This is a genomic window from Deinococcus murrayi DSM 11303, from assembly GCF_000482805.1.
Lineage (GTDB): Bacteria > Deinococcota > Deinococci > Deinococcales > Deinococcaceae > Deinococcus > Deinococcus murrayi.
This window is the reverse complement of the sequence record NZ_AXWT01000025.1, coordinates 15,549-36,562: the sequence shown is the minus strand read 5'-3', so window position 1 is coordinate 36,562 and position 21,014 is coordinate 15,549. Positions and strand designations below refer to the sequence as shown.

Below are 21,014 nucleotides of genomic sequence, written 5' to 3'. Positions count from 1 at the left end.
CGCCCCCCGGTGTACTTCCCGTTCTCCAGGGTACACCACCTCCCGCTTTGCCGGGCGCGGCTCACAATGCCTCCATTCCAGCGCAGAAGGAGGCACCAGGCCGCATGACCCAGACCATCACCACGCGCCTCACCCACACCGAGCATCCCCAGGCTGCGCGCGTGCTCACGCCGGGGGCACAACGCTTCTTGGAGGAACTGCACGTCCGCTTTGACGCTCGCCGCCGCGAGCTGCTCGCCGCCCGGCAGCAGCGCCAGCAGCGGCTCGACGCGGGCGAGCTGCCCGACTTCCTGCCTGAAACCGCCCACATCCGCGAGGGCGACTGGCGCATTCGTTCGCTGCCCGCCGACCTCCAAGACCGCCGGGTCGAAATCACGGGTCCGGTCGACCGCAAGATGGTCATCAACGCCCTGAACAGCGGGGCGCGGATGTTCATGGCCGACTTCGAGGACGCGAGCAGCCCCACTTGGTCGAATGTCCTCGCAGGGCAGGTCAACCTGACCGACGCCGTGCGCCGGACCATCTCGCTGGACACGGGCGGCAAAAGCTACCGCCTCCGCGAGACCACCGCGACCCTGCTCGTGCGCCCCCGCGGGCTGCATCTGGAGGAAAAGCACGCGCAGCTCGGCGGCCAGCCCCTCTCCGGCTCGCTCTTTGACTTCGGCCTCTACGCCTATCACAACCTGCACGAGCGGCTGCGCCAGGGCACGGGCACCTACCTCTACCTGCCCAAGCTGGAATCTCACCTCGAAGCGCGGTGGTGGGACGAGGTATTCACCTTCACCGAGGACACGCTGGGCGCCCCGCGCGGCACCATCCGCGCCACCGTTCTTATCGAGACTATTCTGGCCGCCTTCGAGATGGACGAAATCCTCTACGAGCTGCGCGAGCACTCGGCGGGCCTGAACTGCGGGCGCTGGGACTACATCTTCTCGTACATCAAGAAGTTCCGTGCTCATGCTGACCGCATCCTCCCTGACCGCGCCCAGGTCACCATGACCACCCCGATGATGCGGAACTACTCGCGCCTTGCCATCCGCACCTGCCACCGCCGGGGCGCTCCGGCCATCGGGGGCATGAGCGCCTTTATTCCGGTCAAAGACGACCCCGAAGCCAATGCCCGCGCCTTTGCTCAGGTCCGCGCTGACAAGGAGCGCGAGGCGGAAGACGGCCACGACGGCACCTGGGTCGCTCACCCCGGCATGGTGGCGCTCGCGACCGAGGTCTTTGACCGCCTGATGCCAGGGCCGAACCAAATCGATTCCGGCAAGCAACTGGACTTCGAGGTCCGCGCCGAGGACCTGCTGACGCCCCCGGCGGGCACGATTACCGAGGCGGGCGTCAACCTCAATGTGGACGTGAGCCTGCAATACATCGCCGCCTGGCTCGGCGGGCGGGGGGCGGTGCCCATCCACAACCTGATGGAGGACGCCGCCACCGCCGAGATTTCCCGCGCCCAGCTCTGGCAGTGGGCGCACCACGGCCAGCGCACCGAAGGCGGCACGCCCATCACCCCGGAGGGCCTCGCCCGCCTCATCGCCGCCCACGCGGGGCGCCTCTGCCGCGAGCAGCCAGAGCGGGCCGCTCGCCTGGAGGAAGCCGCCGAGCTGCTCACGGCCCTCGTCACCGCCGAGACCTTTGAGGAGTTTCTGACGTTGCCGGGGTATCAGCGGCTTTCCTGAAGCCGTCAACCCTCAGCCATCAGCCACCAGCAACTTCGCCCCACCGGGCGAGGGCCGCCTCTCACACCCCGAAGGAGACCACCATGACCCCCACCCCCCGCACCGACGCCGAAATCCTGGAAAAGACCTGGCAGACCGAGGAACGCTGGCGGGGCATTCGCCGCAACTACTCCGCCGCCGACGTGGTGCGGCTGCGCGGCTCTCTGCCGATTGAGTACACGCTGGCGCGGCACGGAGCGCAAAAGCTCTGGCGGCTGATGAAAGAAGAGCCGTTCGTGAACGCGCTCGGAGCGCTGACTGGCAATCAGGCGATGCAGCAGGTCAAGGCGGGCCTCAAGGCCATCTACCTCAGCGGCTGGCAGGTCGCCGCCGACGCCAACAACGCCGGGCAGATGTACCCCGACCAGAGCCTCTACCCCGCCTCCTCGGTCCCAGACGTGGTGCGGCGCATCAACAACACCCTGCGCCGGGCCGACCAGATTCAACACGCCGAGGGACAGGGGGACGTGGACTACTTCGCCCCCATCGTCGCCGACGCGGAGGCGGGCTTCGGCGGCCCCCTGAACGCCTTTGAACTCATGAAGGCGATGATTGAGGCGGGCGCGGCGGGCGTGCACTTCGAGGACCAACTCGCCTCCGAGAAGAAGTGCGGCCACCTGGGGGGCAAGGTTCTCGTGCCCACGTCGCAGTTCATCCGCACGCTAAACGCCGCTCGCCTCGCCGCCGACGTGTGCGGGGTGCCCACCGTGCTCATCGCCCGCACCGACGCCGACGCCGCCAACCTGCTCACCAGCGACATCGACGAGAACGACCGTCCCTTCTGCACGGGCGAGCGCACCCCGGAGGGCTTCTACTACGTCCGGCCCGGCATCGAGCAGGCCATCTCCCGTGCCCTGGCCTACGCCCCCTACGCCGACGTGCTGTGGTGCGAAACCTCGGTGCCCAACCTCGACGACGCCCGGCGTTTTGCCGAAGCCATCCACGCCCAGTTCCCCGGCAAGCTCCTCGCCTACAACTGCTCGCCCTCCTTTAACTGGAAGAAAAACCTCGACGACGAGACCATCGCCCGCTTTCAGGTCGAGCTGGGCCAGATGGGCTACAAGTTCCAGTTCATCACCTTGGCGGGCTTCCACTCGCTCAACATGGGCATGTTCGACCTCGCCTATGGCTACGCCCGGCGGCAGATGAGCGCCTTTGTTGAACTCCAGGAGCGCGAGTTCGCCGCTCAGGAACGGGGCTTTACCGCCGTCAAGCACCAGCGCGAGGTGGGCACCGGCTACTTCGACCTCGTAGCGACGGCGGCGGGCGGCGGCCACAGCAGCACCACGGCGCTGGCGGGCAGCACCGAAGCCGAGCAGTTCGTGGGGGCGCACGACTGACCCAGAGCCTTGAACGGTTCGTCATGACCGCCGAGTGGGGGAGAGCCGCGGGAAGGTTCTCCCCCACTCGGCATGGGGGTCACCTGCCCATCAGCGGCAGGGCCTACGCTGGGGCATGCTCGCCCTTCCCGCCGACGCTCCCCTGCCTCCCAACCCGGCACTGGTCCGGACGGCCGAGGTCGCCTTTCCGGGTGGACGGGTGGTGCGCGTCCCTGGCCCGGAACCAATGGCCGACTTTCCGGCGAATCCCACCCAGACCCTGCTTTCTCCCCGTGGGGACGCGGCCGCCGTGCGCTTTTGCTGGGACATCCCCAAATACGACTCGTGTCAGGTGCGGCTGGTGCGGCCCGGCGGGGAGGTGCAGATTCTGACCAAGAGCGACGTGCGGCACCTGCTCTGGACTCCGGACGGACAGTACCTGATCGGCGCGGGGGCCAACACCGTGCGGCTGTGGAATCTGTCGGGCGGCGTGCGCACGGCCGTGCCCAGACCGGTTCTTTTGGGCAAGCAGCAGAGCGTCTCACACATCGGGCGGTTGTGGCTGAGAGACGGTGACCTGTGCGTGGCGATGAACAGCGAGGTCTTCGGTCCGAACGGTGGGTACGCTACCGGGCATCTGATGACCACCACCCGCTACGCCCTCCCCCTTCTCAAGCCGCTGGAAACCGTCATCCTTCCCGCGCGCGAGGGACAGGAGGCCCCCTGCCACATGCCGCAAACAGAGCCGTGAGCGCGGCCAAAAGAAAAAGAGGCGGAAGGCCGCCCCCGGTCCAAACCGGAGAGTTGCCTACTCCGCCTCCACCCCTTGCCCGTCGTCCCGCCCCTCCAGCCGGAAGCCGTGCGGCAGGAAGTCGCGGACCAACCCACTGACCACGTCGCCCTTGTGGTTCACGCAGACCACGCGGGCGTCGGGGGCGAACTCGAAGAGAATCTGGCGGCAGGCCCCGCAGGGACTCGCGGGCGGAGAGGCCTCGGAATACACCACCAGGTCGGTGAACTCGCGCTCTCCCGCCGTCACCATCGCCTGCACCGCCGACTGCTCGGCGCAGCGGGCCAGGCCGTAAGAGGCATTTTCTACGTTGGCCCCAAAGAACACGCGCCCCCCCGGCGTCCGCAGGGCCGCGCCCACCCGGAAGCGGCTGTAGGGCGCGTAAGCCTGCCGGAAGGCGGCCTTGGCACCCTCCAACAGTTGCGCGTCGGGCGTCACAGGCTCAGGCGTCACGGGCTGGCTCCTCGTGGGTCTCGAAGATCATCGTCTCCGGGGCGCGTTCAACCCGCACGCGAGTGACTCGGCGCTGGTCAGCGTCCTCGACGGTAAACAGCCAGCCGCCGTGAACGAAGCTCTGACCGGGTTCGGGAATGTCGCCAAAGTGGTTGGTCATGAACCCCGACAGGGTATCGTATTCACCCTCACCATCCTCCAGGTTGGTGGCCAAACGCTCTTCGACCTCGCCGACCGTCAGGCTCGCGTCCATCAGGTAGCGGCCTTCGCCCAACACCTCAATCAGCGGCTGCTCTTCTTCGTCGGTTTCGTCGTAAATCTCGCCCACGATTTCTTCTAGGGCGTCTTCCAGCGTGACCAGGCCCGCCGTGCCGCCGAACTCGTCGACCACGATGCTCATGTGCGACTTCTTTTCGCGCATCTTGGTCAGGAGGTCTTTAATCTTCATGCCCTCCGGCACGAAGAAGACCGGGCGCATCACGTCAGCAATCCGCACCGTGTCGAGTTCGTGCAGGTGCGCGAGGAGGTCTCCCGTGTGCACGATGCCGACGATGTTGTCGGCAGTGTCCTGATAGACAGGAACCCGCGAGTAGCCGTGCTCAGCGTTGAGGTCGAGGAGCTGACGCAGCGGTGCTCCCCCGTCGACCGTCACCATCTCAATGCGCGGGGTCATGATTTCGCGCACGGTGGTATCCGACAGGTCAAAGACATTATAGACAAGTTCTTTTTCGTCGTCCTCCAGCACGCCTTCCTGACTTGACGCCCCCACAATCATGCGGATTTCTTCTTCCGAGTAGGCGGCGTGGTGCCCGGCGACCCCCCGCAACCCGAAGAGACGCACCACGCCGTTGCCCAGGGCGTTGAGGCCCACGATGGCCCACTTAAAGGCCGCCGTGAAAATCAGCAGCGGACGGGTCACCAGCAGGGAGACTTGCTCGGGGCGTTGCAGCGCCCAGGACTTGGGGGCGAGTTCGCCAATCACGATGTGCAGCACGGTGCTGAGCGCAAAGGCAATCCCGATGCTGATGGTCCGGCTCTGGGCCTCCGACAGCCCCTGACCCTCGAAGACGGGTTCAAGCAGATGCTCGATGGCGGGTTCAGCCACAAAGCCGATGGCGAGGCTCGCCATGGTGATGCCAAGCTGGGTCGCGGCGATATACAGGTCGAGGTTTTGCAGGGCGCGCCGAGTCACGCGGGCAGTCGCGTGACCCTCTTCCGCGAGTTGGTCGATGCGGGTGCGCCGCACGCTCACCAAGGCGAACTCGGCGGCCACAAAAAAGCCGTTCATCAGCACAAGCACGAACAGGGCGAAGATTCCGAGCCAGTCGTTCATGGGTGGGTGCCCTCCTGGGCACCCCGGCGCAGCCGCACGGCACATGCTGCCCGCCCGCGCTGGCCGGGGAGGTCAGCGCGGCGCGTCGGTCGCCGGTCAAAGGGCCACAGTAAAAATCCCGCCCGCAGGCGGTCGTCACCGGGCGTCAGGGCAGAGCCAGAACTGGGAGGCTCCATAGCTGCCCTTACTTTATCACAGGTCGCCCGCCAGCCAGCGCATGAGGGGTGGCCCCAGCACGGCCAGGCCGACCCCCAGCGCCCCCGCGCTGGCGACCAGCACCGCCCCCGCCGCCGCGTCCTTGGCGGCTTTGGCCAGCGGGTGCTGCTCAGGACTCACCAGGTCGACGACGGCCTCCAGCGCCGTGTTCAGCAGCTCTAGCCCCAGCACCAGGGCGCAGGCCAGCAGGATGGGGGGGAGAGGGACCCCCAACCCCAGCCCCAGCCCCAGCGCCGCCGCCCCCGCCCAGACTTCAAGGCGGAAGTTGGGCTGGGTGCGGTAGGCGTGCCGCACCCCCGCCCAGGCGAAGCCCGCCGAGCGCCACCAGCGCCGCAGGCTGAGCGCCGAAGCGGAGCGCACGCCTAGGTCTCCGGCGGCAGGGCGGCGCGGGCCGCGGCCCAGGCCTCATGAAAGACCTGCCACTGCGCGCCGGTCGCGCCCTCCTCAAAGCCCAGGCCTTCCGCGTGCGGGTGGTCAAAGCCCACGAGGTGGGTCAGGCCGTGGCTGGCCAGCAGGGCGACCTCGCGGGTGAGACTGTGCCCCCGCGCCCGCGCCTGCCGCTCCGCCGTGTCCAGGCTGATGATGATGTCGCCGAGGTGCGGCGGCATAAAGGGGTCGCCGGGTTCCCAGGTCGGAAAGCTCAGCACGTCGGTGGAGGCGTCCTCGCCCCAGTGCTCGCGTTTCAGGGCGCGAATGGTGCGGTCCCCGACCAGCACGACCGTGACCTCGCGATCCTCCACCCCAAAATGCCGCATCGCCGCCCCCAGGCTGACGCGCAGAGCGGGGCGCAGGCCACGGGGCGGCGTTTTGCGGGCGATAAGGTCAATCACGGGTCCACGATAGGGCAGAGCCGCCCCACCCGTAGGGGCGCTCAGCGCGGGTCGCCCTCGTCCTCCGGAATGGACGCAAACTCGCCCCGCCGAGCGGCCCGCTTGTCGGCTTCGGCGTCCTCGGCCTGCTCGTAGGCGCGGATAATCTGGCCCACCAGCGGGTGACGCACCACGTCCACATCCGTAAACTCGTGCCAGGCGATGCCCTCGATGCGGCTCAGGACCCGTTTGGCGACCGCCAGCCCGCTCGTGACGTGCCGCGGAAGGTCAATCTGGGTCACATCGCCCGTCACGACCACCTTCGACGAAAAGCCCATGCGCGTGAGGAACATCTTCATCTGCTCGCCGGTGGTGTTTTGCGCCTCGTCGAGGATGACGAAAGCGTCGTTCAGGGTGTTGTGCGTGACGACGAACCCCTCGGTGACATACAGCGAGTCTTCCGCGGCGACCCGGATGCACTGCATGGGAGCGCGGCCCACCCGCTCGATGTTCGTGATGAAGCGTGTGGGACGACCGCCGCCGCCCTGCTCGGCATAGCGCGCGGCTTTGCGGGCCAGGCGGAAGGGCTTGATGTGAGCGGGCAGCCGAATCTCCAGGACATGCGCGTCGTGACGGTAGGCCACCGGGCGACCGTGGGCGCGGCCCGGCGTCCGGCCCTCGGCGGCCCGCACCCGCCGCCTCGCTACGCCCCCCAGCGACTGCACGAGTTCGGTCACGTCGTCTGCGAGCCGCGGCGAGGTCGTCGTGTACTGAATGCGGCAGCTTCGGCCTGCCTGCGTGACCGGACCGCCATCCGTATCCAGCAGCCCTTGCAGCACGGCCAGACGCACCGCCGCCGAGTTCTGCTTGTAGACGTCGGGCACAAATTTCTGCGAGGAGGTTTTGCCGTCCAGAGCGAGGGTGCGCAGCGCGGTGGTGACGGGGTTGGCCACCCGCAGGCCGCCTCGCCCACCCGCCGTGTGGCGCAGGGTGTAATCGTAAGCGCCCCTCTGGGTCAGGGCAAGCGTTGGCTCCGCCTCTGCCGGACTCAGCGCTGCTTCCAGCGCCGTGACCAGTTCGGGGTCAGCGGTGGAGAAGCTCGGCGTGGTCGTGCAGGTCGTGCAGCCGTCACCCAGCAGCAGACCCAGCGCGTAGGGGTCCAGGGGGACGGGCCGCTCTGGAAGCTCGGCGGGCGCGCTCAGCAGCGGAATCTCGTAGCGGTACTGGTGGGCGGCCTTCAGGTTGCCCATCATCTCGCGGGTTTCCAGCACCCGCCCCGGCTTCCCGCGCCGCTTGTCGGAGGCGGTGCGGACGGTCCAGAGGTGTTCTTCACAGCACTCGACGCTGGAGCCGTCGCTGAAGGTCACCCGGTAGGTGTCCTTTTCGCCCTGCGGGTACACGCCGAGCACGCGGGTGGGCCGTCCATCCGAACCGGTCACGTGGTCGCCCACCTCCAGGCTGCCCATCTCGCGCCAGCCCAGCGGGGTCAAGACCTTGCTCGTCAGGGGTTGCGCCCGGCCCCGCATAAACGCCAGCGGCGCGACTTCAATCACTCCGCTCGTCAGGTAGGACTCGAACTTCTCCTGGTCGAGCATGTCATACAGCGCGTCGTAGAGGGGCCGCAGGTAGGGGTCAATCTTGGCCTGCAGGTCGCCGGGCAAGAAGCCCAGCCGCTCTCCGGCCTCAACCGCCGGGCGGGTCAGGATGATGCGCTTGACCTTTTTCGCTTTGAGGGCCTGCACCGCCATCGCCACGGCGAGGTAGGTCTTGCCCGTTCCGGCAGGTCCTACCCCGAAGGTGATGTCAGAGGCTTCGATTTTTTCGAGATACGCCTTTTGCCCCGGCGTCTTGGCCTTGAGACCGCGCGGCAAGCTCAGGCCCGTGACCTGCGTTTCCTGGGCGAGGCTGCGGCCCTCCCCGCTGAGGCGAGCGCTGCGCAGCAGGCTCTCTGGGGTCAGTTCGCCGCCCGCCCGCACCACGTCGAGGGCGTCACGGACCATGCGCTCGGCGGCCTGCACGACTTCGGGCGTTTCCCCCGTGATGGTGACCGTCTCGCCCCGCGCGATGATTTTGGCGGGCGTCAGCTCGCGCATCCGCCGCAAGTTGGCGTCGCCCGCCCCCAACAGGGCGTACGCCTCGCGCTGGTTTTCTAGCCGCAGAGTGGCGGTCGTGGACGCTCCCCCCACAGGGGTGGATGAACCGGGAATACGTTCTGTCAAATCAGCTCCTGGTGTGGGTGCGCCGCCACAGGGCGCACTCTCCCCCCAGAGCGGGCTGGCGGGAGTCGAAAGGGGAAGTCGGCATCTCGGACCTCCCCATTGTCTGACCCCGGCCCCTCCCCGGACGTGGGGCGGAGCACAATCGTTTTCTGGCAGGTTTCTCAGCCTGTTTCTCAGCAGAAGCCCGGCGGGGCGAACAGTACACTGGGCCGCGTGACCTCCGGCGTCCCCGACCTTCCTCCCGGCCCTGGCCCCAGCGTGCCCCGGCGGGCCTACCTCTACGCGGACCCCGCCGCCCACTCGCGCTCGCCCGCCATGCACCGGGCCGCTTTTGCCCACGCCGGGCTGAGCGGCACCTACGAGGCGGTGCGCGTGCCCCCCCCGGAGTTGCCCGCCGCCTTGGCGCGGCTGCGGCAGCCCGGCGTGCTGGGAGCCAACCTCAGCCTGCCACACAAGGAAGCGGCCCTGCCCTTGCTGGACGCCCTGACGGCGGCGGCGCGAGCAACCGGGGCCGTGAACACGGTGCTGCACCGGGACGGTCAGCTCATCGGCGAGAATACCGACGCGCCGGGGCTGCTTGCCGCGCTGGAGGGTGCGCAGGCCCCCGCTCCCCACGCTGGCCTCACCGTCGTGCTGGGGGCGGGCGGCGCGGCACGGGCCGCGGTGTGGGCGCTGCGTTCGCAGGGCCGCGACGTGCGGGTCGTCAACCGCACCCTGGCCCGCGCTGAAGCGCTTGTGCGCGAGCTGGGCGGCAGGGCGCAGGTCGCCGGGGACGTGCCCTGGGAGCAGGTCGGGCTGCTCGTCAATGCCTCCAGCGCGGGCCTCTCCCGCCCAGCAGAAACCCCTCTGCCCGGCTTGGACTTCTCGCGCCTGCCCGCCGGGGCGCTGGTGTACGACATGGTCTACCAGCCCCGCGAGACGCGGCTGCTGCGCGAAGCCCGCGCCGCCGGGGTCCGCGCCGAAAACGGCCTGTCGATGCTCGCCCATCAGGCGCGGCTCGCCTTTCTCGCCTGGACGGGGGCAGACGTGCCCGTCTCCGTCTTTTTTGAGGCGGCGCAGCAGGGCAGCCCGCAGGAGCGCCCATGACCGTCCGGCCCCCCGACCGCCGCTGGCCGCTGGCGGCCTTTGCGCTTGTGCTGCTGCTCAGCGTCTTTGCGGCGGCCCTGCTGCACCGCTTCGTGCAGGAGCAGCAGCGGGCGCGGTTTGAGCGCGAGGTCGGTGCCCACGCCGCGACCCTGCGCGACCGCCTCAACGAGTACGAGACCCTGCTGCGGGCCACCCGGTCCTTTTGGCGGGTGGAGCGTGAACCCTCTCAGGCCGACTTCAGCGCCTACCTGGACAGCCTCAACCTGCCCCAGCGCTTTCCCGGCGTCTTGGCCGTGGGCTTTAGCCGCTGGCGCGAACCCCCTTCGGGGCGGCCCCAGGCCGTGATTGAGCGCATCGCGCCCCTGAACGCCATCAACCGCCAGGTCCTGGGCTTTGACATGATGACCGAGCGCTGCCGCCGCGAGGCCATCTTGCGGGCGCGGGAGCGGCAGGACGTGCAGGCCAGTTGTCCGCTCAAGCTGGCGCAGCGGGGTCCGGACGGTCAACCGCTCGACGGCCTGTTGCTCTTTGCTCCCGTCGGGGACACCGACCGCTTCCGGGGCGTGATTTACCTCGCCCTCGACAGCACGTCGCTGCTGCGGGCGCTGCGGCCCGCCGGGGCGCTGCCGGGAGTGGCGGTCGAAACCCGGCTGGGCGGTGAGGTGGTGGGCGGCGAGCGGGCCACCAGTGACCGCCCGGTCCGGGCCGCCTTTGAGCAGCAGGTGCGCTACGAACGGGTGGGCGGCGTCTGGACCCAGACCCTGCGGGCACCCGCCAGCTTCGGGCGCGATGCGGCGGTCTGGGTGCCCGCCCTGGTGCTGCTCGCGGGAATGCTCATCGCGGGCCTCACCTACCTGCTGATGGAAGCGCAGGTGCGGGCGCGGCGGCGGGCCGAAGAAGCCCTATCGTCGCTGGCCTGGTCGCGCACGCAGCTTCAGCAATCGCAGGCCGAGTTCGAGGCCATCTTTCACGCCATCCTCGACGCGGCGGTCTTTACCGACGGGGAAGGCCGAGTGCTGCGGGTCAACCGGGCGCTGGAGCGGCAGTTCGGCTACAGCGCGGACGAGCTGCGCGGCGAGAGCCTGGGGCGGCTGCACCTCGACCGCCGCTTGGAGGGCCGCGCCACCTTCGACTTGATTACCACCCCCTACCGCCGCAAAGACGGCAGCGTCTTTGCGGGCGAGGCGCAGCGCAGCGCCGTGGTGGGGCCAAACGGCGAGAGCTTGGGCCTGCTGGAGGTCATCCGTGACGTTTCCGAGCGGGTGGAAGCCGAGCGAGCACGCCAGGCCGAAGAACAGCGCTCGCGGGCGATTCTCGACGCGATTCCGCACATGCTGCTCGTCAGTGACCCCGCCGGGCAGGTCACCTACGTCAATGCCGGGTACCGCGAGCGCCTCCAGGGAGCGCCCCTGGAAAGCCGGGTGTACCCCGAAGACCGCGCTGCCTACGCGCAGATGTGGGCGCGGGCCACGCGCGAAGGCACTCAGGCCGAGGGTGAGGTGCGGCTGAGCCTGGCGGAGGGCGGTCCGCCGCGCTGGTTCGTTGTGAGGATTGCGCCCATTCGCAACGAGGCGGGCGAGGTCAGCGAGTGGGTGGCTTCCGCGACCGACATCCACGACCGCCTGGAAGCCGAGCGCCGCGCCCAGCGGGACGAGGCCCGCTACCGGGGGGTGCTGGAGGGGGTGCCGCAGATTGTGTGGCTCAGTGACGCTGCGGGTGCGGTCAGCTACTTCAACCGCCGCTGGACAGAATACGTGGGGCCAGAGCGGGCCTCCCAGCCCTTTGCCAGCCTGCTGCACCCCGAAGACCGCGCCGAGTACCTGCTGCGCTGGCAAGAGGCCCTGCGGGCGCGGCGGCCCTTTGAGGCCGAGCACCGCTTGCTGGGCAAGGAGGGGCGCTACCGCACCTTCGTGACGCGGGCGCTGCCGCTGGGGGACGCGGCGGGGTCCGAGTGGGTGGGCACCAGTACCGACGTCGACGACCAGGTGTACGCCGAAGCGGCGGCCCGCTTGCTCGCCACGGTTTCCGAATACCTTTCGGCGCGGGCGGACGACCCCCTCGCCTCCCGCGCCGAGAACTACCGCGCCGCCCTCGACCTGATGACGGCCCGGCTCGCCGAAAGCGCGGGCCTGTGGACCGCTGCGCCAGAGCTGCGGCTGCTCGCCGCCTCCCGCTGGGCACCGGAGCGCCTCAGCCCGGACGTCCAGGCGGCCATGGTGCGGGCTTTGCAGCGGGTCACCGGGGCCGAGCAGCCCCTGCACCTCGACGCTGGGACCACCCCGCTGCTGTACGAGGTGGGCGCGACCGGAGCCGTCTTCTATCCCCTGCTGGGCCGCGACGGAGCGCCGCGCGGCGTCCTGGGCCTGACCTACCGCCACCCCCCCAGCGACCGCGACCACGACCTCGCCGCCGAACTCGCCCAGCGCTTTGCCACCGCCCTCGACAACGACGCCCTGCGGCTGGAAGCCGAAGAGGCGCACGCCGACTTGCAGGCCCTCAACCAGTCGCTGGAAGAGCGGGTGCAACAGCGCACCCTGGAACTGCAAGACGCCAACCGCGAGCTAGAAGCCTTTTCCTACTCGGTCAGCCACGACCTGCGGACCCCGCTGCGGCACATCGTGGGCTTCGGAGACCTGCTGCGCAAGGACGCCTCCGGCTCCGGGGGACTGTCCCCCAAGGGCGAGCGCTACCTCGGCGTGATTACCGACGCGGCGGGGCGCATGAGCCAGCTCATTGACGACCTGCTGGAGTTCTCGCGGATGGGCCGCCAGGAACTGCGCCGGGGGCCGGTCGACCTCGGCGCGGTCGTGCGCGAAGCCTGGCAGGACCTTGAACCTGACCGGGCGGGCCGCGCGGTCGAGTTCGAACTCGGCGAGCTGCCCACTGTCGAAGGAGACGCCGCGCTGCTGGGGCAGGTCTTTACCAACCTGCTTTCCAATGCGCTGAAGTACTCGCGCACCCGCGAGCCAGCCCGCATCGTGGTGAGCGCCGCTCCAGAAGGCGAGGAGGTCACCGTGACCGTGCGCGACAACGGGGTAGGCTTTGACCCCCGCTACGCGGATAAACTGTTTGGCGTGTTTCAACGTCTGCACCGCGCCGAGGAGTTCGAGGGCACCGGCATCGGCCTGGCCAATGTCCGGCGCATCGTGGCCCGTCACGGGGGCCGCGTCCGGGCCGAGTCGGTGCTCGGCGAGGGGGCCGCCTTTCACGTCACCCTGCCGCTGCGGGGCCGCGCTGGGGAGGACGCCGCATGAGCGGCGCGGGCGAGTACGCCCTGCCCGAACCGGGCCAACCCCTGCGGCTGCTGCACCTCGAAGACAACGAACTCGACCACGAACTCGTCTTGATGCACCTCGAAGACCTGCCCTGGCCGGTCGACGTCCTGCGCGTCGAGGACGAGGCGGGCTTCCTGGCTGCCCTCGACGCGCACCGCCCCCACCTCGTGCTCAGTGACTTCGCCCTGCCCGGCTACGACGGCCTCTCGGCTTTCCGCGCCGCGCACGCCCGGCGGCCTTTCCTCCCCTTCATCATCGTGACGGGCGCGATGGGCGAGGAAACGGCGGTCGACACCCTGCGCGAGGGGGTGACCGACTACATCCTCAAGCAGCGCCTGGAGCGCCTCGCCCCCAGCGTGCGGCGGGCCATCGCTGAAGCCGACGCCCGCGACCGCCGCGAGCGGGCCGAACAGGAGGTCCGCGAACTCAACCTCTCGCTGCAAGCCCGTCTGAAAGAAGTCGAGCGGCTGCGGGCCATCGCCGAAGGGCAGCGCCAGCGCTTAGAGACCCAGGCCAAGCAGCTCGAAGAGGCCCTCAACCTGCAAAAGACCTTTTTGGCCGAAACCAGCCACGAGCTGCGAACCCCCCTGACCGCCCTGCTGGGCTACTTGCGCCGCGCCGAGCGCGAGGTTGGTGGCTCGCAGACCCTGCAAGACGCGCACCGGGTCGCCGAGAACATGACCCGCCTCGTCAACGACCTGCTGCAACTCTCGCGGGGCGAACTCGTGCAGGGCATCGAGATGCACTTCGTCAATCTCGGCAACCTGCTGCGGCAGGTCGGGCGTGACTACGGGGTGCGGGTGAACGCTCCCGATATTGAGATTGTCGGCGACCCAGGGCGGCTGACCCAGGTCTTTGTCAACCTCGTCAGCAACGCCATTCGGGTCTGCGGCACGCCCGACCTCGTGCACATCGAAGCCGAGCAGCGGCGGGGCGGCGAGGTCTGCGTGCGGGTCATCGACCACGGCCCCGGCGTGCCCGACGCCGTCAAGCCGCGTATCTTCGACAAGTTCTACCGCGGCAAGGAGGCCGGGTCCACGGGCCTGGGGCTGACCATCGCCCAGCAAGTGGTCAACTCGCACGGGGGCCGCATCTCCGTCCAGGACACGCCAGGGGGCGGCGCGACCTTTGAGGTCTGCCTCCCCCCGCCGGAGGAGGACGACGACGAGTTCCTCCCCCAGCTCGGCGGCGAGGCGGCGCTGGAACCGCTGTCCTAGAGGCTGCCCTCAGCGGTCTTGCCGGCCACCAGCGCGTCTCCACCAAGCCTGAGGAAGGCCGCCGGGCACCGCTTCCCATGCTCTAAGCTAGGGCCATGAGCCTCAAGACCTTGCAGGTGACCTGGCTGGGCGAACAGCGCTACGTCGGCGTGAGCGAAAGCGGGCATCAACTCCTCATCGACAACAGCGCCACCAAAATCGGGGTTTCGCCCATGGAGGCCCTCCTGGGGGCTTTGGCCACCTGCACCGCCTACGACGTCGTGCAGGTCATGGGCAAAAAGCGCATCAAGCTCACGAGCTACCGCATCGAGGTGGAGGGTGAGCGGGCCGACGAACATCCCCGGCGCTACACCCGCATCGTCGTGCGCCACATCGCCGGTGGCGAGGGCCTCACCCCCGAAGCGCTGGAGCGCGCCGCGCACCTCAGCCACGAGAAGTACTGCTCGGTCGCGGCCAGCCTCAACAGCGAAGTGGTCGTGGAAACGCGGGTCGAAGCGGAGGCCGCCGCCAGCGTGTAGCCCCTGGCGTGGGGCCAGGAGAGGCGAGGTGGGGAAACGTCCCGGAACGTTCCCTACCTTCCTCCTTTTCTCCACGAGCGACAAGCTGCCCGCCACAAGCCCTACGCCCAGACCCGCACCCCCGCCGCCCGCAGCAGCCGAATGACCAGCCCCAGCGGAAAGCCGACCACGTTGGAATAGTCGCCCTCGATTCGGGCGACGAGGGCCATCCCCACCCCCTGGATGCCGTAGCCCCCCGCCTTGTCTAGCCCCTCGCCCGTCGCGGCGTAGTGGGCAATCTCGGCGTCCGACAGGGGCCGGAAGGTGACGTCGGTGCGCTCGACGCCGCTTTCCTCGCCATTCGGGGCGAAGACGCTGACCCCGGTGTAAACCTGGTGAGTCTGGCCCGCCAGCCGCCGCAGAAAGGCGCGGTTTTCGGCCTCGTCCCGCGGCTTGCCCAGCAGCCCTTCCCCCAGCGCGACCACCGTATCGGCCCCGACCACCACCGCGCCGGGGTGCTGCCGGGCCACCGCCGCGGCCTTTTGCCGGGCGAGGCTCCGGGCGAGGCGGGCGGGGTCACGCTCGTCGCTCGCCTCGTCCTCACCGCTCACGACGACCCAGAAGGCGACACCGAGGTTCGTCAGCAGGTCGCGGCGGCGCGGGCTGCCGGAAGCCAGGATGACCGCGGGAGCCTCAGTAGCCAGAGCCGTTCTCCCCGCCCCGCACCAGGCCCACGCCGCCCGACGTGCCCAGGCGGGTCGCGCCTGCGGCAATCATCGCCCGCGCCTCCTCCGGGGTGCGGACGCCGCCCGCCGCCTTAATCTGCGCCCGGCCCGCGATGACCTCCGCCATCAGCCGCACGTCTTCTACCGTCGCGCCGCCCGTGCCAAAGCCCGTGCTCGTCTTGACGAAGTCTGCGCCGCCCGCAACGGCGGCTTCGGTCGCCCGGCGCTTTTGCTCCTCCTGGAGGAAGCACGTCTCGATGATGACCTTGAGCACCCGGCCCGCCGTCGCCTCCCGCACGGCCCGCACGTCGGCTTCGACGGCCTCCCAGTCCCCGGCGAGGGCCGCGCCGATGTGAATCACCATGTCCACCTCGTCCGCCCCGGCCTCCACGCTGAGGCGGGCTTCGGCGGCCTTTTGATCCGGCAGGGTGGCCCCCAGCGGAAACCCGCAGACGGTCGCGACCTTGACCCCCGACCCGGCGAGTTCGGCGGCAGCCAGCGGCACATAGACGGGATTCACGCACACCGCCGCAAAGCGGTAGTCGCGGGCCTCGGCACACAGTCGCCGGATGTCATCCGGGGTCGCGGTGGCCTTGAGCAGCGTATGGTCGATGTAGGGCGCGAGATTCATCGCCCGCAGCATACTGGCTTCCCACGCCACCAGCGTCCCCCTGACGGAGAACTCCTTCACGAGCCAGGCTTATAGTGAAATATATCACTTATGTCCCGTAGAAAGAGGGGCGAGGAATCCCCCACCCCCGCCCCTTACGCCTGGGGCTGCTGCACCTGCATGCCCTGCGGCTGGTAGCCTTCCAGGGCGGCATAGTCATCCTGGAAGTGCACCAGGACGCCGCCGAACAGGGTGTCAAAGGTTTCTTGGGGCATTTCGGCGAGGGTGGGGTAAAAGCCCACGTACTCCAGCCAGACATTGCCCTCAGCGTCGATAGAGCGCGAGAAAGCCCGCTCGCGGTTGCGGTCATTGAGCATGCTCATGACTTCCTGACGGCGGTCCGCGTAGTTCTTCTGGGTCACGCAGGTGATTTCCAGGCGGCTGGTGTTGTTGGGGCCGTCATTGACGGACACCAGCACGGCGGCGTCCCCCATCTCGAAGCGCCAGCCCATGCGGATGAAGCGCTGCCCCCCCTGTTCTTCGATGTCGAGCTGAACTTCCTTGTCGCGCAGGTATTTGGCGATGGTGTCCAGCGTGAGCAGTGCGGTTTCCATGGTCATTTGAAACTCCTCTCTCTGTGGGGGTGAAACCCGGCGCAGATTCTAACACCCGCTGTCCCGGCAAGCGGCCTACTCCGGCAGCGCCTCCTTGGCCGCCCGGCTCAGCACCTCATGGCCCCTTTCCGTGACGAGCACGAGGTCCTCGATGCGGACGCCCCCCAATCCCGGCAGATATGCGCCCGGCTCAATTGTGACCACCATGCCGGGTTCCAGCACGTCCTCGCTCGTGCCGCGCAGCCCCGGCCCCTCGTGGATGTTCAGGCCCACCCCGTGCCCCAGCGAATGCGCGAACGCCGCCGCGAGGCCGTGCCGCTCCAGAATGCCCCGCGCCAGCGCGTCGAGGTCCGCCGCCCGTACCCCCGGCCCCACGGCGGCGACGGCAGCTTCCTCCGCCTCCAGCACCGCTCCATACACCCGGCGAAGCTCGTCCGAGGGGCGGCCCACCGCCAGGGTCCGCGTCATGTCCGAGTGGTAGCCGCGCACCCGCGCCCCAAAGTCAATCGTGACCAGCTCACCCTCCTCAATGACCTTGTCGCTGGCCACCCCGTGCGGCATCGCCCCCCGCGGCCCGCTCGCGACGATGACGTCAAAAGCCACCTCCGCCCCGGCCCGGCGCAATCCGGTTTCCAGTTCGAGCGCCACGTCGAGTTCGCGCACCCCCGCCCGAACCATGGGGCGCACCGCTGCATACACCCGGTCGGCCAGCGCCTGCGCTTCCCGAATCGCCTCCACCTCCTGCGGCGTCTTGACCCGCCGCAGCGCTTCGACCAGCCCGCGGGTGGGCACCAGCTCAGCCTCCCAGTGCGCCCGCAGGTCTTCCAGGCCCGCGACCGTCAGATGCTCGGCCTCGAAGCCCACGCGCAGGCCCCTTACCCGCGCCGCCGCGTCCCGGTAAGTCTCCGGGGGCCGGGCGATGGACGTCTCTAGGCGCGATTCTTCCTGCGCCTGCACCGTGTACCGCCCGTCGGTATACAGCACCGCCTCCGTCCCGGTCACAAGCACCTTGCCGTCCTTGCCGCTCGAAAAGCCGCTCACCGCTCGCACGTTCGCCGGGTCGCTCACCCACAGGGCATCCACCCCGGCCTGCCTCAGCGCCGCCCTCAGTTGCTCCAGTGTTGTCATCGGCGGGCACCGTAACACAAGGCGTGGGGGGAGCTGTCCCCCCTACGGGGACAAGGTGCCGGAGTCACCGTGAGGCGGCTTATACTCCGTGACCGGGACAAAAGACAGGCCACCCATGGCCGCAACCACCCCAAGGAGGAACAGCGTCGTGAAACTTCACGAGTATCAGGGCAAGGAACTGCTGCGCCGCTTCGGCGTAAACGTGCAGGAAGGCAAGGTCGCCTACACGCCCGACGAGGTGCGGCAAATCGCCCGCGAGTACGGGCAGCCCGTCGTCGTCAAAGCGCAGGTGCACGTCGGGGGCCGCGGCAAGGCGGGCGGCGTGAAGTTCAGCCCCGACATCGACAAGGCCTTTGAAAACGGCGAGAAAATCCTGGGGATGGACATCAAGGGCCTCACCGTCAAAAAGGTCCTCGTGACCAAGGCCGTCGATATCGATGCCGGAACCGAGTACTACGTCGGCATGATTGTCGACCGCAATGTCCAGAGCTACACGCTGATGGCCTCGGCGGAAGGCGGCATGGAGATTGAAGAGGTCGCCGAAGCCACCCCCGAAAAAATCATCAAGCACCGCGTCGACCCCGTGACGGGCCTGCGTCCTTTTGAGGCGCGGGCGGTCGCCATCAAGGCGGGCTTTAAGGGCAACCTGAACAAGATTGCCGACATGATGGTCAAGATGAGCGAAGCGGCCCTGAAGATGGACGCCGTGCTTGTCGAGATTAACCCCCTCTTTGTGGACGCGGACGGTACGCCGATTGCCCTCGACACCAAGTTCGAGATTGACGACAACGCGATGTATCGCCACAAGGACCTCGCCGAGTGGCGCGAGCTGGAAGCCGAGCACCCCCTCGAAATCGAAGCCAGCAAGTACGGCTTTGCCTACGTCAAGCTTGACGGCAACGTGGGCGTGCTGGGCAACGGCGCGGGCATCGTGATGACCTCCCTGGACGTGGTCAACCGCGCCGGGGCCAAGCCCGCCAACTTCCTCGACATCGGCGGCGGCGCGAAGGCCGACATCGTCTACAATGCGGTCAAGCTGGTCTCCAAAGACCCCGACGTCAAAGCAATCTTCATCAACATCTTCGGCGGCATCACCCGCGCCGACGAGGTCGCCAAGGGCGTCATTCAGGCCCTCGAAGAGGGCATCCTGACCAAGCCGGTGCGCATGCGGATCGCCGGGACCGCCGAGGAAGAGGCGCGGAGCCTGCTCGCGCAGGTGAATAGCCCCCTCATCCAGATGTACCCCACCATGTTCGAGGCCGCCGACGAGGCCGCCAAGGAGGCGAACAAGTAATGGGCATCCTCGTGGACAAAAACAGCAAGGTCATCGTGCAGGGCATGACCGGACGCGAAGGCGCTTCGCATTCCCGCGCCATGCGCGATTTCGGCACCCAGGTCGTCGCGGGCGTGACCCCCGGCAAGGGCGGCACCGAGTTCGAGGGCTGGCCAATTTACAACTCGGTCGAGGAAGCGAAATCCGCGACGGGCGCGAACGTCTCCATCATCTTTGTGCCCCCCGCCGGGGCCGCCGACGCCGTGCTTGAAGCCGCGCATGCCGGGATTCCCCTCATCGTGCTGATTACCGAAGGGGTGCCCACCGTCGACATGATGCGGGCCGTGCAGGAGGTCAAGCAGCTCGACGAGAAAAGCCGCGCCCAGGGCGGGCCGGGCGTGCGCCTCATCGGGGGCAACTGCCCTGGCCTGGTCACCAACGGCGAATGCAAGGTCGGCATCATGCCCAACCGCATCTACGAGAAGCCGGGCCGCATCGGGCTGATTAGCCGCTCCGGTACCCTGACCTACGAGGCCGCCAAGCTCCTCAACGACGCGGGGCTGGGTACCTCGACCACCGTCGGCATCGGCGGCGACCCGGTCATCGGCACGACCTTCGCGGACGTCCTCCCCATGTTCGAGGCCGACCCGGACACCGACGCTGTGGTCGTCATCGGCGAAATCGGCGGCGCGGACGAGGAAGCTGCTGCCGAGTACATCGCGCAGAACATGAACAAGCCCGTCGTGGCCTTTATTTCGGGCCGCTCGGCCCCCGCGGGCAAGCGCATGGGCCACGCGGGCGCCATCATCATGGGCAACGTCGGCACCCCGGAGAGCAAGCTCGCCGCCTTCAAGGCCGCGGGCGTGCCCGTCGCCGACACCATGCCGGAAATCGTCGACCTGGTCAAACGGGCGCTGAACGTCACCGCCTAAAGCTTGGGCCGCCGGACCGGGGGAGGGGAGGGAAGGGGTGCGCTCGCGCCGCTCCCCTCCCCTCCCCTCCCCTCCGGTTGTCCTCACCCCCGGCGTCACATCGCCGTCAGCCCCGCGCGTACACTGAAGCCATGAACGCTCGCGCCCTGGCCCTTGCTGCCCTGTTGCTGGGGACGGCTGCCGCCCTGTCCGTCACGGGAACTGTGGTCGGGACCGTGCCGAGCGACCTGCGGGTCAGCGGCTGGGCCGTCTCTCCGGCAGGGCAGCCTCTGGAGGAACTTGTCAGCGTGCCCGTGACGGGGAACACCTTCCGTCTGGAGATTCCGACCTCCCCGCCCACCTTCCGGGCACAGACGGCCCTCAGCCCCCGCAACGTCGCCTGGCCGGGCGTCCTCGACCCCGTGCGCGTGAGCGCCCAGCCCCAGACCGCCGAACTCAAGTTCTTCACCTACCGCGACCTCAACCGCAGCGGCCAGCGCGACGCGAGCGAACCCCTACGCGAGGTCACCCTCGACACCGAGCGCGGCACCCTTTTTGTGGTGTGGGTCAGCGGTGACGTCGACGTGCAGGCCAGCCGCGGCTACGCCGTCAGCCTCGTGCGCGGCTGGAACGCCTTTGAGGTCGAGGTGGGGCGGGCCGTCCGCATCGCCCCCTTCAAAGACGGCGTGGCCCGCGTCACCCTCGAACTCGGTCGCTGAGCGGTTACGCCCATATCCTCATAGGAAATAAATATTTCACGACCTGGTTTATCGTGAAAATATTCACTTGCAGCCATCCAAAGGAGGGGGCACAGGCCC

19 protein-coding genes and 3 pseudogenes are annotated in these 21,014 nt (G+C 68.6%); 10 read left to right on the top strand and 12 right to left on the bottom strand.

Going from position 1 to position 21,014, the window contains the following annotated elements:
* Positions 1–104: 104 nt before the first annotated feature.
* The 3 genes from aceB (at position 105) to H565_RS0106400 (ending at position 3,791) form a co-directional block, all read left to right on the top strand.
* Positions 105–1,682, top strand: coding sequence for a malate synthase A (gene aceB / locus H565_RS0106410; protein ID WP_027460315.1), 1,578 nt, complete (start codon positions 105–107; stop codon positions 1,680–1,682).
* A gap of 83 nt (positions 1,683–1,765) precedes the next feature.
* Positions 1,766–3,061: an isocitrate lyase gene (gene aceA, locus H565_RS0106405; RefSeq protein ID WP_027460314.1), complete on the top strand. Its 1,296-nt coding sequence runs from the start codon at positions 1,766–1,768 to the stop codon at positions 3,059–3,061.
* Positions 3,062–3,176: 115 nt separating this feature from the next.
* On the top strand, positions 3,177–3,791 hold the full coding sequence (locus H565_RS0106400) for a WD40 repeat domain-containing protein (RefSeq protein WP_027460313.1): 615 nt from the start codon (positions 3,177–3,179) through the stop codon (positions 3,789–3,791).
* A gap of 57 nt (positions 3,792–3,848) precedes the next feature.
* Here H565_RS0106400 and cdd read toward each other — a convergent pair whose 3' ends face one another.
* From cdd to H565_RS16840, 8 genes and pseudogenes are all read right to left on the bottom strand, one after another.
* Positions 3,849–4,283, bottom strand: a complete 435-nt coding sequence (gene cdd / locus H565_RS0106395; RefSeq protein WP_027460312.1) for a cytidine deaminase — start codon at positions 4,281–4,283, stop codon at positions 3,849–3,851.
* The gene (locus H565_RS0106390) at positions 4,273–5,616 is read right to left on the bottom strand and encodes a hemolysin family protein (RefSeq protein WP_027460311.1); all 1,344 of its coding nucleotides are present in this window, start codon (positions 5,614–5,616) and stop codon (positions 4,273–4,275) included. Before H565_RS0106390 ends, cdd begins: the two co-directional genes overlap by 11 nt.
* Entirely contained in the window at positions 5,613–5,792 is a 180-nt protein-coding gene (locus tag H565_RS16315; protein ID WP_157468898.1) for a hypothetical protein, read from the bottom strand. Before H565_RS16315 ends, H565_RS0106390 begins: the two co-directional genes overlap by 4 nt.
* Before the next feature lie 16 nt (positions 5,793–5,808).
* The gene (locus H565_RS0106385; RefSeq protein WP_027460310.1) at positions 5,809–6,192 is read right to left on the bottom strand and encodes a diacylglycerol kinase; all 384 of its coding nucleotides are present in this window, start codon (positions 6,190–6,192) and stop codon (positions 5,809–5,811) included.
* Positions 6,193–6,194: 2 nt separating this feature from the next.
* Positions 6,195–6,662, bottom strand: coding sequence for an rRNA maturation RNase YbeY (gene ybeY / locus H565_RS0106380; RefSeq protein WP_027460309.1), 468 nt, complete (start codon positions 6,660–6,662; stop codon positions 6,195–6,197).
* Positions 6,663–6,703: 41 nt separating this feature from the next.
* Positions 6,704–7,060, bottom strand: a pseudogene (locus H565_RS16850) (PhoH family protein); the annotation flags it as partial.
* 270 nt (positions 7,061–7,330) lie between these two features.
* Positions 7,331–7,480, bottom strand: a pseudogene (locus H565_RS16990) (LAGLIDADG family homing endonuclease); the annotation flags it as partial.
* Positions 7,481–8,155: 675 nt separating this feature from the next.
* A pseudogene (locus tag H565_RS16840) lies at positions 8,156–8,860 on the bottom strand (PhoH family protein); the annotation flags it as partial.
* Positions 8,861–9,073: 213 nt separating this feature from the next.
* Here H565_RS16840 and aroE point away from each other — a divergent pair.
* From aroE to H565_RS0106355, 4 genes are all read left to right on the top strand, one after another.
* Entirely contained in the window at positions 9,074–9,946 is an 873-nt protein-coding gene (aroE, locus tag H565_RS14510; RefSeq protein WP_152550556.1) for a shikimate dehydrogenase, read from the top strand.
* Positions 9,943–13,200: a PAS domain S-box protein gene (locus tag H565_RS14505; RefSeq protein ID WP_051363451.1), complete on the top strand. Its 3,258-nt coding sequence runs from the start codon at positions 9,943–9,945 to the stop codon at positions 13,198–13,200. The genes aroE and H565_RS14505 overlap by 4 nt, the downstream gene beginning before the upstream one ends.
* The gene (locus H565_RS0106360; RefSeq protein WP_051363450.1) at positions 13,197–14,438 is read left to right on the top strand and encodes a hybrid sensor histidine kinase/response regulator; all 1,242 of its coding nucleotides are present in this window, start codon (positions 13,197–13,199) and stop codon (positions 14,436–14,438) included. The genes H565_RS14505 and H565_RS0106360 overlap by 4 nt, the downstream gene beginning before the upstream one ends.
* Positions 14,439–14,533: 95 nt before the next feature.
* Positions 14,534–14,956 (top strand): OsmC family protein, encoded by a 423-nt coding sequence (locus H565_RS0106355; RefSeq protein WP_027460307.1) that lies wholly within the window; start codon positions 14,534–14,536, stop codon positions 14,954–14,956.
* A gap of 101 nt (positions 14,957–15,057) precedes the next feature.
* On the opposite strand, the gene H565_RS0106350 is transcribed toward H565_RS0106355, so the two are convergent.
* The 4 genes from H565_RS0106350 to H565_RS0106335 form a co-directional block, all read right to left on the bottom strand.
* On the bottom strand, positions 15,058–15,639 hold the full coding sequence (locus H565_RS0106350) for a Maf family nucleotide pyrophosphatase (protein ID WP_027460306.1): 582 nt from the start codon (positions 15,637–15,639) through the stop codon (positions 15,058–15,060).
* Entirely contained in the window at positions 15,629–16,291 is a 663-nt protein-coding gene (deoC, locus tag H565_RS0106345) for a deoxyribose-phosphate aldolase (RefSeq protein ID WP_027460305.1), read from the bottom strand. Before deoC ends, H565_RS0106350 begins: the two co-directional genes overlap by 11 nt.
* Before the next feature lie 134 nt (positions 16,292–16,425).
* Positions 16,426–16,890 carry a YbjN domain-containing protein gene (locus H565_RS0106340; protein ID WP_027460304.1) on the bottom strand — a complete coding sequence of 155 codons (465 nt, stop codon included), beginning with the start codon at positions 16,888–16,890 and terminating at the stop codon, positions 16,426–16,428.
* 69 nt (positions 16,891–16,959) lie between these two features.
* Positions 16,960–18,012: a M24 family metallopeptidase gene (locus H565_RS0106335; protein ID WP_027460303.1), complete on the bottom strand. Its 1,053-nt coding sequence runs from the start codon at positions 18,010–18,012 to the stop codon at positions 16,960–16,962.
* A 148-nt stretch (positions 18,013–18,160) separates the two neighbouring features.
* On the opposite strand from H565_RS0106335, the gene sucC reads away from it, so the two are divergent.
* The 3 genes from sucC to H565_RS0106320 all read left to right on the top strand — a co-directional run bounded on the left by sucC (position 18,161) and on the right by H565_RS0106320 (position 20,915).
* Positions 18,161–19,306 carry an ADP-forming succinate--CoA ligase subunit beta gene (sucC, locus tag H565_RS0106330; protein ID WP_027460302.1) on the top strand — a complete coding sequence of 382 codons (1,146 nt, stop codon included), beginning with the start codon at positions 18,161–18,163 and terminating at the stop codon, positions 19,304–19,306.
* Positions 19,306–20,217, top strand: coding sequence for a succinate--CoA ligase subunit alpha (sucD, locus tag H565_RS0106325; RefSeq protein ID WP_027460301.1), 912 nt, complete (start codon positions 19,306–19,308; stop codon positions 20,215–20,217). The genes sucC and sucD overlap by 1 nt, the downstream gene beginning before the upstream one ends.
* A gap of 131 nt (positions 20,218–20,348) precedes the next feature.
* On the top strand, positions 20,349–20,915 hold the full coding sequence (locus H565_RS0106320) for a hypothetical protein (protein WP_027460300.1): 567 nt from the start codon (positions 20,349–20,351) through the stop codon (positions 20,913–20,915).
* Positions 20,916–21,014: the final 99 nt, after the last annotated feature.